General features: G+C 45.5%; 11 protein-coding genes. 5 read left to right on the plus strand and 6 right to left on the minus strand.

Annotated elements, in window-relative coordinates:
* Positions 1 to 41: 41 nt before the first annotated feature.
* The 3 genes from ACF8CV_RS05400 to ACF8CV_RS05410 all read right to left on the minus strand — a co-directional run bounded on the left by ACF8CV_RS05400 (position 42) and on the right by ACF8CV_RS05410 (position 4,112).
* Positions 42 to 1,466 carry a PTS mannitol transporter subunit IICB gene (locus tag ACF8CV_RS05400; protein ID WP_077672446.1) on the minus strand — a complete coding sequence of 475 codons (1,425 nt, stop codon included), beginning with the start codon at positions 1,464 to 1,466 and terminating at the stop codon, positions 42 to 44.
* A 12-nt stretch (positions 1,467 to 1,478) separates the two neighbouring features.
* Positions 1,479 to 1,922, minus strand: a complete 444-nt coding sequence (locus ACF8CV_RS05405; RefSeq protein ID WP_005391226.1) for a PTS sugar transporter subunit IIA — start codon at positions 1,920 to 1,922, stop codon at positions 1,479 to 1,481.
* Between the two features lie 432 nt (positions 1,923 to 2,354).
* Entirely contained in the window at positions 2,355 to 4,112 is a 1,758-nt protein-coding gene (locus ACF8CV_RS05410) for an SgrR family transcriptional regulator (RefSeq protein WP_005482583.1), read from the minus strand.
* A 489-nt stretch (positions 4,113 to 4,601) separates the two neighbouring features.
* On the opposite strand from ACF8CV_RS05410, the gene ACF8CV_RS05415 reads away from it, so the two are divergent.
* Together ACF8CV_RS05415 and arsB are read left to right on the plus strand one after the other, a co-directional pair.
* On the plus strand, positions 4,602 to 4,943 hold the full coding sequence (locus ACF8CV_RS05415; protein WP_005482591.1) for a helix-turn-helix transcriptional regulator: 342 nt from the start codon (positions 4,602 to 4,604) through the stop codon (positions 4,941 to 4,943).
* An 84-nt stretch (positions 4,944 to 5,027) separates the two neighbouring features.
* Positions 5,028 to 6,083: an ACR3 family arsenite efflux transporter gene (arsB, locus tag ACF8CV_RS05420; RefSeq protein WP_138938020.1), complete on the plus strand. Its 1,056-nt coding sequence runs from the start codon at positions 5,028 to 5,030 to the stop codon at positions 6,081 to 6,083.
* A 42-nt stretch (positions 6,084 to 6,125) separates the two neighbouring features.
* On the opposite strand, the gene ACF8CV_RS05425 is transcribed toward arsB, so the two are convergent.
* Together ACF8CV_RS05425 and ACF8CV_RS05430 are read right to left on the minus strand one after the other, a co-directional pair.
* On the minus strand, positions 6,126 to 6,905 hold the full coding sequence (locus ACF8CV_RS05425; protein WP_171055935.1) for a helix-turn-helix transcriptional regulator: 780 nt from the start codon (positions 6,903 to 6,905) through the stop codon (positions 6,126 to 6,128).
* A 21-nt stretch (positions 6,906 to 6,926) separates the two neighbouring features.
* Positions 6,927 to 7,460, minus strand: coding sequence for a YbhB/YbcL family Raf kinase inhibitor-like protein (locus tag ACF8CV_RS05430; RefSeq protein WP_017447872.1), 534 nt, complete (start codon positions 7,458 to 7,460; stop codon positions 6,927 to 6,929).
* Positions 7,461 to 7,648: 188 nt separating this feature from the next.
* Between ACF8CV_RS05430 and ACF8CV_RS05435 the strand changes: the two genes are divergently transcribed.
* Positions 7,649 to 8,440 carry a PhzF family phenazine biosynthesis protein gene (locus tag ACF8CV_RS05435; protein ID WP_138938022.1) on the plus strand — a complete coding sequence of 264 codons (792 nt, stop codon included), beginning with the start codon at positions 7,649 to 7,651 and terminating at the stop codon, positions 8,438 to 8,440.
* A gap of 92 nt (positions 8,441 to 8,532) precedes the next feature.
* Here ACF8CV_RS05435 and ACF8CV_RS05440 read toward each other — a convergent pair whose 3' ends face one another.
* On the minus strand, positions 8,533 to 9,564 hold the full coding sequence (locus ACF8CV_RS05440; protein WP_138938023.1) for a lactonase family protein: 1,032 nt from the start codon (positions 9,562 to 9,564) through the stop codon (positions 8,533 to 8,535).
* Between the two features lie 545 nt (positions 9,565 to 10,109).
* Here ACF8CV_RS05440 and ACF8CV_RS05445 point away from each other — a divergent pair.
* Positions 10,110 to 11,741, plus strand: coding sequence for a methyl-accepting chemotaxis protein (locus ACF8CV_RS05445; protein ID WP_138938024.1), 1,632 nt, complete (start codon positions 10,110 to 10,112; stop codon positions 11,739 to 11,741).
* A gap of 293 nt (positions 11,742 to 12,034) precedes the next feature.
* A complete protein-coding gene (locus ACF8CV_RS05450) occupies positions 12,035 to 12,982 on the plus strand; it encodes an HlyD family secretion protein (protein ID WP_046873728.1) in 948 nt (315 codons plus the stop codon).
* Positions 12,983 to 12,985 lie beyond the last annotated feature (3 nt).

Consider the following 12,985-nt stretch of genomic DNA (forward strand, 5'->3'; position numbering starts at 1 on the left):
TCTCCTAATTGGGGCGATACCTGCCGCCCCAAACTGCATTGTTAGGCTGGTTGCTCAGTCGCGACCGTTTGTTGCTTAATCTTATCCATCAGCTCGTCAAGCGCTGGGTCGTTGAGGAAGTTCTTGATCGTTACGACTGGTAAACCTGTCGCGTTGAGTGCGCGGCTTTCTAAGCTCTCGTGTGTCACGACGATATCGGCTTCACTCGGGACTTTCTCGATGGCAAAGTTCTTCACTTCAATCTCTATCCCAGCTTGTACCAGCTTGCGTTTGAAGGTCGATGCGCCCATCGCACTAGAGCCCATACCCGCATCACATGCGAATGCGACAAATGAAATTGGCTTGCTCGGCTCTTGCGTCGTCGCAGCTGCAACTGGCTGAACTGCGCCTTCCGCTTTCATCTCTTTCATGTCAGAAACTGATTTCTCAAACTCGCTTTCTTTTTCTTCTGATTTGCTCACTTTCAAAATCGCACTTGCTACTAAGAAAGAGACAATCGTTGCACTTGTCACACCTGCGATGGTCGCGATGAAGCTACCTTTCGGAGTAAGAGCAAGGTAAGAGAAGATAGAGCCTGGACTTGGACCCGCGACCAAACCGGCGTCGAATAGGTTGAAGGTTGCGATGCCTGTCGCCGCACCAGCAATCATTGCCACAATCATGATTGGTTTCATGAGTACGTATGGGAAGTACAACTCATGAATACCACCAAAGAAGTGAATGATGATGGCACTTGGCGCAGAACGTTTAGACAAACCCTGACCAAACTTCGCGTAGGCCAGCAGCATACCAAGACCAGGGCCTGGGTTAGACGCCACCATAAAGAAGATGGACTTGCCCGTTTCTGCTGCCGCTTGCAGGCCTAGTGGGTAGTAAATGCCTTGGTCAATGGCGTTGTTCAGGAACAGCACTTTTGCTGGTTCGTTAATGATCGCTAACAAAGGCAGGAACCCCGTTGCAACCAACGCTTCAATGCCTGATTTCACGAACAAGTTTGCTGCGGTGACTGAAGGGCCAACAATCTCGTAAGCGAACAAACACAACAACATACCGACGATACCCAACGAGAAGTTGTTGACCACCATCTCAAAACCAGAAGGTATGCGGTGTTGAATACGTTTATCCACTTGCACCACAACCCAAGCGCTCAGTGGGCCCATGATCATTGCGCCAACAAACATCGGTATGTCAGCCCCGACAATCACGCCCATCGTACCGATAGCCCCCGCTACCGCGCCGCGTTTTTCACCAACAATCTGACCACCAGTGTAACCAATCAAAAGTGGCAGCAAGTAAGTGATCATTGGCCCCACGAGTTCGCCAAAGGCTTCGTTTGGCATCCAGCCCGTAGGAATAAAGAGTGCAGTAATAAAGCCCCAAGCGATAAAGGCTCCGATATTTGGCAGCACCATGGCGGTCAAATGACCTCCGAAGGCTTGCACATTGGCTCGCATGTTTGCTTTCACGTTATGTTCCTTTTAGTATGCTTTTATTATGTCTAGCACTTGTTCTTTGGAAGAGGCTTGTGCCAGTTTTGCAATGTTCTCTTCATCCACAAACATCTCGCTCAACGCTTGAATCACCTCAATGTGGGTATCAGAGTCTTTCGCAGCTAAGGTAATAAGAATATTGGCCGGACCGAGATCCGATCCAAAATCAACAGGTGATGGGAAAATATGGATGCCTAAGCCTGTTTTTAAAACGCCAGTTTCAGGTCGGGCATGAGGCATAGCCAATCCAGGGCATAACACATAGTAAGGACCGTTTTCTTCCGTTGAACGGATGATCGCATCAGCATAGTGCTGGGAGACGTAACCTTTATTTTCTAGGTATTGAGTGGTCTTTTTAACCGCATCTTGCCATTGGTAAGCGCGATCATTAATTACATCTACTAGTTCGTGGTCGATTAACTCGTACAGCATATTTAACCCTATCAACAGTTCGTCATCTGATGGGTTAATTATCAATAACAGAGTCCCAACCGCGCAACCGAGCTACTTTTGCGCTTCGAATCACACTTTAAAGCCTGTCAATTTGTTTAAATGGACAGATCTCAAAAATCTCACACGTAAAAAATCTACAAATTTTATTTGAGCAACAAGTCAATAGACGAATTTTGAATAAAATCACTTTCTCGACAATATTCTTAAAGTTACATTATTTAAATCAGATCACATTAGACCTATTGACTCGATATAATTCGTGATTAATTTCAAAGTTCATTTCGAGCTATTTCTTGATGGCTCGCACTCAAACGTAGATAAACATCACATTTGTTGGCTCGAAGAAATAAAAACGTCACTGGCTTTCACCAAATTGCAGACACAAAAAAACCGCCATTCAGGCGGTTTTGATCAGTCCGCAGACCAAACGGATCGTATGTCTGGCCATCCCCAGTTTGTGAGTGCGACATCTTCCAAGACCCCTTGAAAACGTAGCGTCTGAGTATGGTGGAACATCGGTGCAATCCAATATTCGCTAATCAATGTGGACGCGATCGGCTCTAACGCGCTCAGGTAATCTTCAAGCGGTGAGAATGCACGGACATTTTCCATTTGAGCATCCAACCACGCCGCATTCTGCGCCCCTAAGGTGTGGTAAAGCACAGCATTGCTAAAGAAGTTGCTAAACGCAGACGCATGACGGTTATCGTCCAAGTTGATATTGGTGACAACCAGAGTCTCATCAAGCGTGCCGTTTTTGGCTTTCTCGCTCAGTTCTCGGTAGGAGTACATAACGATCTCCACTCGGCTGCCCGCACGCTCTAAACGCGAAGAAATCGCTCGCGCGCACCGGCGTAGCGCCGTGTAATTGTACCCTGCGATGGTGATCAGCTTTGGCAACTTGACCACATCTCCAAAGGGGCGCAACACCGGTTTCCAGTTTGGCAACAAGTTATAAGCAGCGACGCTACCAAAATTGATCTTTTCGCTCTTCATCACTTCGGCTAACTGCTCCGGTCGAATCAAATCACTGATGTATCGGCGCTGAGCCTGAGACAAAGCGTGCTTCGCATGATGGTTAAACAGTGCGAACAAACAACCGTCTTCCGTTCGACTGCGTTTGCTCGCTGGGGACGTTTCACTGTTCGGTGTCGACATGTAGTGACCGCACATGTCATCAACAAGGACTGGCTGTGGTTGCAGAGTATTCGCAGCGAGCGATGGGTTCTCCATCTTTTCATCGTTGACGATCCAGATCGTCACCAAATCCGTTAATACTCGACACGCGTAATAACCATCAAACGCTTGCAGTTTCAAACGGTTTTCACTGTGCTCAACGACGGAAAATGGCCCACTCCCTACCACCAACTTGTTGTTCGCAACGTTCACCTGACTTACGGGTTGAATGCCATATTTCACGCCAGAAATAAGCCCAGCAAAACCCAAGTCAGGTCGGTTAAGTGTAAACACCACTTTGAGAGGGTTTGGCGCAGTCACGTTTGCCACATGCGCGAGTTCTTTCTCGTAGTATTCTAGTGAGCTCAATTTGGCAAACAAACTCACCACCGTGTCGGCATCGATTGGGTTGCCATTATGGAAGGTAAGCCCGGGGCGAAGGTAAAACGTCCATTCGAATTTTTGCTCATCGTATCGCCAATGGTGCGCCAGCTCTGGTTTTACGCGCCCGTAATAATCACTTGATACCAAACAGCAATAAATTTGGCGTAGCAAAAAGCGCTCACTGCTTCGCTGCAATTGATGAGGAACAACACGCTCGAACATGCGTTTGTAGGTCAGCTGAATATTGAGCCGCCCCTCTTTTACCGATGCGCCCGACGTTGTTTTGAGGAGTCGCCCAAATGCAGCTTCATCTTCATCCAGAATCGACAGCGCTTTCTCGTACTTACCAAGCTTGATCCGCTCTAGTGCAAGGCTTTCTTTTAGCGCGCTGAGTTCAACATTTAACAACAATGTTGAACGTTGGTTCCGTCCCGGTTTTGGTCGCCAACTTAACCACGCTATCTCTTGCATCTGCGCCAGCAAACTGCGCGCATGACGAGGCGAAGTAAACAACAAATCGGCGATTTCTTGCAGCGTAGTTTTTGCTTCATTACCAACACCAAAAGAGAGCAAGCGTTGGTAATAACGAAATAAGTTGAGATCAGACACCGCACGTACCTTAACTCTAGGAGGTCATTGAATAGGCGTATTTTACTGAACTTGGCGGCAATAAAATAAGAAAACTTCCAAACACTTTGTTCCCCTTTTACTAGCATTTCGTCCCTATATTGTAGGAAAAACCCACCTATTTGGTCTTATCAGGAATAAAGCGAAGAAATCTACTCTCTTTTTTACCTCCCCTTTTTTCACCATACTGATTTGGCTCGCAGGAAATATAGAAAATTGCTCACAACCTAACCCCCAAGCAGAACTTAGCTCCTGATACCACACCCCCAATTCGTCGTATCTTTAAGTTCTGCTTCTTTACTTGCTGCCATTTGACCGAATTCTTTGTTAGTCCGCCAAATATTTGCGAGACATCATCCCTTCCCATTTTTTGACGTCGCTTATCTTCAATTCTCCTTTCAACAGTTGCGCCTTAGAAAAAGCACACGTACACTTAATCGCAATTCGACGATTAACTATAAAGGTCTGCTCATGAGCAACAAATGCAACGAAACGTGCCAAATTGCTTTTGAAACCACGCAACAACAACTCGATAAAGAACAAGCACTCGCCGCTCAAGCGAAAGCGCTGTCTCATCCTGCTCGCTTACGCATTCTGCATATTCTTCACACTTTAGACACCATGGGTGGCTGCTTAAATAGCGATTTAGTCTCTGAGTTAGGTTTAGCGCAATCGACTGTATCAGAACACTTACGCATTCTAAAACAGGCCGGGTTTATCAGTGCAGAACCCAACCCGCCAAAGGTTTGTTACCGTATTCAACGTGAAAAACTGAACGCGTTTAACGCTCAGTTTTCCGGTTTATTTAGCTAAGACACGTTGCGCGCTTTCCACGCGTGCAAAGATAAACTATAACTTAATACATCGCCTTTCGACGATAAACGAATAGAGACCACTATGACGACTGAAGTTTTAAATAGTGCCAGTGAAAAAATGAGCTTTCTTGACCGCTACTTAACGGTCTGGATTTTTGTCGCAATGGCCATCGGCGTGGGGATAGGCGCAGTCTACCCGCAAGTAGCAGAATGGAACGAAGCAATGTCCGTTGGTAGTACGAACGTACCGCTCGCCATTGGTTTGATTTTGATGATGTACCCACCACTCGCCAAGGTGAACTACGGTCTATTGGGAACGGTAACGAGAGATAAAAAAGCCATTACGCTGTCTCTGGTTATGAACTGGATCGTCGGTCCAATCCTGATGTTCGTTCTTGCCTTAACCTTTCTTGGTGATCATCCGGGTTACATGGTTGGCATTATTTTGATTGGCCTTGCACGCTGCATCGCTATGGTTTTAGTGTGGAATGATATTGGCGGCGGCAACAAAGAATATGGCGCGGCCTTAGTGGCATTAAATAGCGCATTTCAAATTCTGACTTACAGCGTTATGGCTTGGCTATTCATCACGGTACTTCCACCGTTCTTTGGTTACGAAGGTTTTGTGGTTGATATTTCCATGGGTGACATTGCAGAAAGCGTATTGATTTACTTAGGAATTCCTTTCCTTACTGGTTTTCTCAGTCGCAAGTGGTTAGTCGCTGCAAAGGGTGAGAACTGGTACAACGATGTGTTTATTCCTCGAATTTCACCCATTACTTTGATCGCTTTGCTCGCCACCATCGTGCTGATGTTCAGCCTCAAAGGAGAGATGATTTTACAACTGCCAATGGATGTATTCCGCGTGGCAGTCCCACTAGCGATCTACTTCGTAGTGATGTTTTTTGCCAGCTTCGTTATCGGGAAGAGAATGGGCATCCCCTACGATAAAAATGCCTCCATCGCATTTACGGCAACGGGTAACAACTTTGAGTTGGCCATTGCGGTTTCCATTGCTGTATTTGGTCTGAATTCCGACCAGGCATTCGCTGGCGTAATTGGCCCGTTGATCGAAGTTCCGGTTCTGATTGCTTTGGTTAACGTCGCACTGCGGATGAAAACCAAATACAAAAGCTAAAATGGGAAACATTGAGACCGAGCCAAATAGCAATGTTAGGTACTAACTGGCAACGGTTTTGATGTACTCGCTGGGCGTTAAACCAAACTTGCCTTGAAAGCGTTGGCTAAAACGCCCTTCCGATTGATAACCACACAACTGCGCGAGCAACGCAACGTTGTATGAACCATTTTGCATCAGGTAGAGTGCGTGATTTAAGCGCACTTCTGCCAGCACTTCGCGATACTGAGTACCCTCTTGCTTGAGTTTGCGTATCAACGTTGCTCGGCTCATAGCAAAACGCTCAGCCACCCGTTCCAAAGGATGATCATCGCCCGGAGAGCGTGACAAATAGCGACTGAGTTTTTCGCTAAATGAGGTGTTCGAGCTGGTAAAAAGTCGATGCAATAATCCCCTTTCCGCTAACTGCTGATACAACCCCAACACCCAATAACGTTGCGTCGCTTCACTCAAGCTCTCTTGCTCAAAAGAAAACAGCGCATTCAGCGTTGCTTGCAACGCTTTATCTGTCTCCACCGCGGGTACATTTTCGCCAAGCGCACTGCTCATACTCAGCTCCAGCATGTCATCACTCGGCACGCAGTGAAAGCTGAACATTCGAGAGAGAAAACGCCCTTGCTGAGGAAGGTTTTCAAAATTCAGCGAAGCGTTTGCTTCACAAAGCATGATATTAGGATGAAGAATATCGAACGCTTCGTCTTTCCAAAACAGACGCTTACTCCCTTTAATGATCTGGATAATACTCGGGGAATGAATCCGAACGTTACGCAGCTTTTGTTGCTGCTCCGCACGAAATAACGTGACTTGATATTGGTGGCTCATCTTCTCCCCTTTCTTATTCAATTATCGTGTGTAAGTGGCGGTTAACTTCGCTTTGTCCAATGCGACACTATTCAACGTGAATCCCACAACCGCCGCTGGCGTGTTCTCATCCAAGTTCAACTTGTCACTTGGCAAGGCCCAAACGGTAAACTGGTAGCGGTGCATACCATCTTTTTCTGGAGGACATGCGCCGCCAAAACCAGTAGTACCGTAATCGATACGAGACTCCTTACCGCCGAGCTTGCTGATATCAACGCCACGAGGCAATTCGTTAACTGAGGCTGGAATATCAAACGCTATCCAATGCCAAAAACCACTGCCTGTTGGTGCATCAGGATCGTACGCGGTAATCGCAAAACTTTTCGTACCCTTTGGAACGTCTTTCCACATCAGTTGTGGAGACTGGTTCGCACCATCACATCCCCAACCTGAATATTCAAATGTCTTCGCCATTGGATGACCTTCTTGAATATCTTTACTCTTTAGTTCAAAAGCATGGGCAGAGCCGATAACCAAAACGCTAAGGGCCAAAACAGACTTGTGAATCGCTTTCATGTGTTTCTTCCTTTCAATGAGTTCAAATCAAGTCTATTCATCAACCCAAGCCAAGACACATCAATAAGTATCACAAAATATAAAATAATCGTCTATTTTGACACTTTAAGATTCAAGCATAAATTTCTTATTCTCTGAGTTGCATCTGGTTTATGCTAACTAATTGCTCAGAAAACAAGGAAGACAAAATGGAACTGGATATCTACGTCGTTGACGCATTTACAGACACGCAATTTAAAGGCAACTCAGCCGCAGTCGTACCCTTACAAGAGTGGTTAGAACCAGAGCTAATGCAAAACATTGCAGCGGAAAACAACCTCTCTGAAACCGCGTTTGTTAAAACGATTGGGACGAATCAATATGAAATACGCTGGTTTTCACCACTTACAGAAATCGACTTTTGTGGACACGCAACGCTCGCCGCTTCTATGGTGTTGTTCGACCAACTCTGCGTTACAGGAAGTATTGAGTTTCACACATTAAAAGTGGGCACCTTAACCGTAATTAAGAACGCACTTGGCAAGATTGAAATGACATTTCCGACAAGAGCGCCACACCCCGTCAACGACATTCCTACGCAATTGATTGAGGGATTAAACTGCGAAATAACACACGTACTGCTTAGTCCACAAGCTTACTTCGTCATCGTGGAAGATGAGCAAACCGTTTTTGATGTTCAATATCGATCCGACCAACTGAAACAACTCGCCCCTTACGATGTCGTCGTCACATCAAAAGGCAATCAATACGACTTTGTATCTCGCTACTTTTGGCCAGCTAACGGCGGAGATGAAGACCCTGTCACAGGATCAATCCACGCAGGCTTAGCACCATATTGGGCGCAAGAGCTCGGCAAAGCATCTTTAGTGGCGTATCAAGCATCAGCGCGTGGTGGCGTTCTGTACTGCGAAGTCAAAGAGGATTGCGTCAAAGTATCTGGTGATGGTGTGTTGTATATGAAAGGCAAAATTTACGTCTAACTGTACGTTGAAGATTGGCGTTAACTGTTTTTGTCCTGAAAGCCTAGCCGCCCGCTAGGCTTTTCTATTTCCTGTTGTTTCAGCGTTAATCGTTACAAAGGTTGTTCGACAATACACACTGGAGAGCCTATCTCACAGTCATAACCCGTTGGGGTAATTTCACCGATTTGAGGATTGCGACGAAAGCTCACCACATTGTTGGAATGTTGATTGGCAACCAACAACCACTTTTGATCATGAGACAACACAAAATCTCGTGGAAAAAAACCTTCACAGTGAATGGCTGCTCGCCTTTTCGGCGTATCGCCAGACACATCAAACACACTGATTTTGTTCTGAGCTCGGCAAGAGACATACAAAAACGTTTCATCTTGCGAAAGACGAATCGCCGCCGCCGCTTGCTGATTCTCTTCCCCTTCTAATAATTCTGTTTGATTCGAGATAAGCCATTTATCTTGGTGCTTCACCAGTACAATCAAGGTTTCTGACAGTTCGCAAACCACATACGCTGTCGACTCTTGTTGGTTAAACACCACATGGCGCGGTCCCGAACCCGCGGGCAAATGAATCACTTGCGACAGTGAAAAATCCGGCGGCTGGGCATCGTAATCATAAATAAGGACGCTATCACTGCCTAAGTCTACGACAACCAATTGATCACTGTGCTTTAAAAACGTGACTTGATGAGCGTGAGGAGAAGTTTGGCGCTCTAAATTCGGCCCGCATCCATCAACGTATAAATCCGCCAATAAACCAAGCGGTTTACCATCGCCATCCAATTGAAATACGCTAACATTTCCAGAGCCATAATTAGCAACCGCCAACAACGGTTCTTTGATATCCAAATGACACGGATAATCGCCATTTATCGGCAAAGAGACGGATTCACTACCGCGAAAAAACGCGAGCTCTGCACCTTCATTTCTATCCATTTCGCTAAACGTATACAGTCCGTGTTCGGTGATCGTGAGATAGGACGGATTACGTTGAACTACAACATCATCGTCAAGCCGAGTCAGTTCACCCGTTTCAGTGTTCAGCGATAGACGCGCAATGCCCGTGCTCGTACTCGGTGGGTTGGTGTAAGTGCCAATATAAAAATGCACGTGACCAGTTGTTGTCATGGATGGCCTTATATGAGTGATTCGTATTATTCAACACCTTGCCTATTGTCATGGCAGACCGCAATCCATTTTACGAATCAGCCACTTAAAATGTGAAGCAATTGCTCATTTAAAACCGCAACGACATCGCCGTTTGCAGTTAAAGTGGTTTGGCGTTTTAAACAGTATGTCAGACTTGAGCATGAAAGCCTCGACTTACAGTTACTTTCAAGTGTTATATTAAAGACGAAGAATGTATTTTATGTTCAAGATCTAAGTTTCATTAGCAAACGCTATAATAAGAAACAAAAATCGGGATAAAATAAATAATAATCATGTAACAGTTAATTTTCCTATAAACACCAAATTGAAACACATTATTAATTTCCATTTATTTATAAAATTATAATTAATTTTATAAATAACAAGGATTTATTTTAATTATGAACATTTAGATTACGACTTAATTTTATTCACGATAAATTTATTTGAGACATTAATCACACTATATTTCAAATCTCAGTAATAGACTCCGAGCCTTTCAAACCCCCATTATCAGTGAGTCTATGAAACTTTCTAATTTAAGTATCAAGTATAAAATCAGTGCGCTGATTTTGATCATTTCGTTATCTGTTATCGCTCTCTCCGTTTTCTTTACATCTGAAATCAAGATGATAGAAGGAAAACTTACCGTATTTTCTGAAACCACCGTACCTAGCGTATTGCTCGTAAAAAATACCGAAATTGAACTCGGAATTTTAAGAAAGGATGAATTCTCTTTATTAACCAATGTGAATCACCCTCAATTCATGGAATGGGTAGCCGGATTAGAAAAATCTGAACAGAAAATTGATAAATATCTAGACCAATATGAGAAAGGACTATGGGATCAACGCGACCGAGACGCTTTCAATAAAGTAAAAAGTGCCTGGGTTAAATACAGTGCGTTTAACAATGAATACGCGAAGTTGCTATTGAACAATAAAATCGATGAAGCAAATGAAACATTGTTAAACGGATTTTCTACATTCACACAATTATCCGATGCGATTCGTGATTTAGTGGAACTAAACCAAACCTACGTACAAGAAGATATTTCTAGCGCTCATGAAGCAGTGCGCAGCGCAATCACCTACAGCATTATTGCTATCGTCGCGCTATTGGCATTGAGTTTTACGCTAGGCCTATTCCTAACCAAACAGATCTGCACACCACTAAATTACGTGGTAAACATGGCATCAAAAATCGCGTCAGGCGATCTAACTTACCAGCTTCCACGTAACAAAATTGGTCATGATGAGCTTGGCACCTTGGCAGATGCCTGCGTTGATATGCAAGCGAAGTTGCTTACTTTGGTCGACAGTATCTCGTCAACCACAGCTCAAGTAGGCACCGCCATTGAAGAAGTGAGCGCGATTTCCGAACAGACTTCAACCGGCATGGATGAGCAACAAGTTCAGCTAAACCTTATCGCAACAGCAATGAACGAGATGCAAGCGACAGTAAATGAAGTCGCCAGCAACACCGAAGCCGCGTCAGAAACGGCAAACAGTGCTTCTCACGATGCGAAAGAAGGCCGCGGTGTCGTTCAGGAATGTATTAACCAAATCCACGAAGCATCATTGGCGATTCAATCGGTTGGCAACATGGTGACAGAACTGGAACAAGATGCGTCTAACATTAGTGTTGTGGTTGACGTTATCCAAGACATCGCGGAACAAACCAATTTGCTTGCGCTTAACGCTGCCATTGAAGCTGCGCGCGCTGGTGAACAAGGCCGTGGTTTTGCCGTCGTAGCGGATGAAGTGAGAACGCTAGCAAGCCGCACTCAAGCTTCAACCGAAGAGATCATCACGATCATCTCTAAACTGCAAAATTGTTCGAAGAGTGCCGTTTCAGCAACAAACAACAGCAGCGATTTGATTCAAGAGTGCGTTGAGCAAGCACAAAAAGCCGGTGCAACCATCGAACAAATCGAAAAAGGCGCAGATAACATTGCTGAAATGAGCATTCAAATTGCGAGTGCTTGCAGCGAGCAAAGCTCGGTAACAGAAGAGCTGCATCGTAACGTAGAACACATCAACCAGTTCTCTAGTGAAGTGGCGACAGGTTCACGCCAAACAGCAATTGCATGTCGCGATTTAAGTGAGCTGGCGGTAGGTCTACAAGAGATCGTCGGTCAATTCAAAACTGCATAGTCACTCACGTCATTCTTATCTATTCAAGCCCAGCGCTCATCGCTGGGCTTTTTTAATGTCATTTGCCGATAAAAACCGGAGCTTGGTCAAGGTTCTTTAAATTGAGGCCTTCATAGCCCTCTTCCAACGCTAAGCCTCTCTATTTAAAAAGAATCGCTTGTAGATAAAATGCTAAGCTCTAAAAAGAAATCGTTATGGATGGCGGTTAGCGACGGGTTAGCGGGCTCAATCAACACGCTCCCGTTCGCAAGTTATCTATTCATGCATTACTTCTTCAAAGGAAGCACCGCACTATGAAGCGAATCATTTTTGGCACATTGATTATTGCCCTTTTAAGCGCCTGTTCAAAAGATAACACGCACCAAGCGCTTGGCACCTTAGAGCGTGACCGTGTAACGTTTACCGCCACATCTAATGAGATAATTAGAGCCCTTCCCGTCAAAGAAGGCAGCTTGGTCAGTGAAGGGGAAGTGTTGGTTCAGCTCGATACTAAGAATCAACAAGCCGTTCTTGCACACGCCGTTGCCGAGCAAGCCAAAGCGGGAGCGTATTTGCTTAAATTGACCAATGGTGAACGCCCAGAAGACATTGCTGCCGCATCGGCACGCGTAGCCCGAGCGGAAGCGCAGCTCACCGAAGCGCAGAAAAACTATCAACGCAAAGCCGAACTGGTGCGTAAAAAACTCATCAGCCAATCCGAAAAAGATTCAGCTCTTGCGGCAAGGGACTCGGCGAGAGCCGAATTAGACTCAGCAAAAGAAGAGTTCAGTAAGCTCACCGCAGGTTCTCGCCTCGAAGACATCGAACAAGCTAAAGCCGCTTTAATGGCGGCAAAAGCCGAAGTAGCGTTGCAAGAGCAAAAACTGGCAGAACTCACCATCACGGCCACGCGTGACGGTACGCTCGATAATTTGCCTTACAATCTTGGCGAACGCGTACCAGTGAACGGTGTGGTTGCCGTGATTCAAGCCAACCGCGTACCGTATGCGCGAGTGTATGTTCCTGCCGATTATCGAATCGGGTTTATTCCTGGGAAAACCGTGACGGTAAATATCGATGGCCTTGAGAATCCATTACAAGGCACCGTTCGTTGGGTGGCTAGTGAACCTTCATTCACGCCCTACTTCGCACTAACCGAAGAAGAACGTTCACGATTGATGTATCTAGCAGAAGTTGATTTACCTGAGTCTGCAAAAACGTTGCCGTCCGGTGTGCCTGCCCAAGTAGATTTGGTGGAGTAAGCC

This window comes from Vibrio sp. zbq_1, from assembly GCF_043102935.1.
Taxonomy (GTDB): Bacteria; Pseudomonadota; Gammaproteobacteria; order Enterobacterales; family Vibrionaceae; genus Vibrio; species Vibrio parahaemolyticus.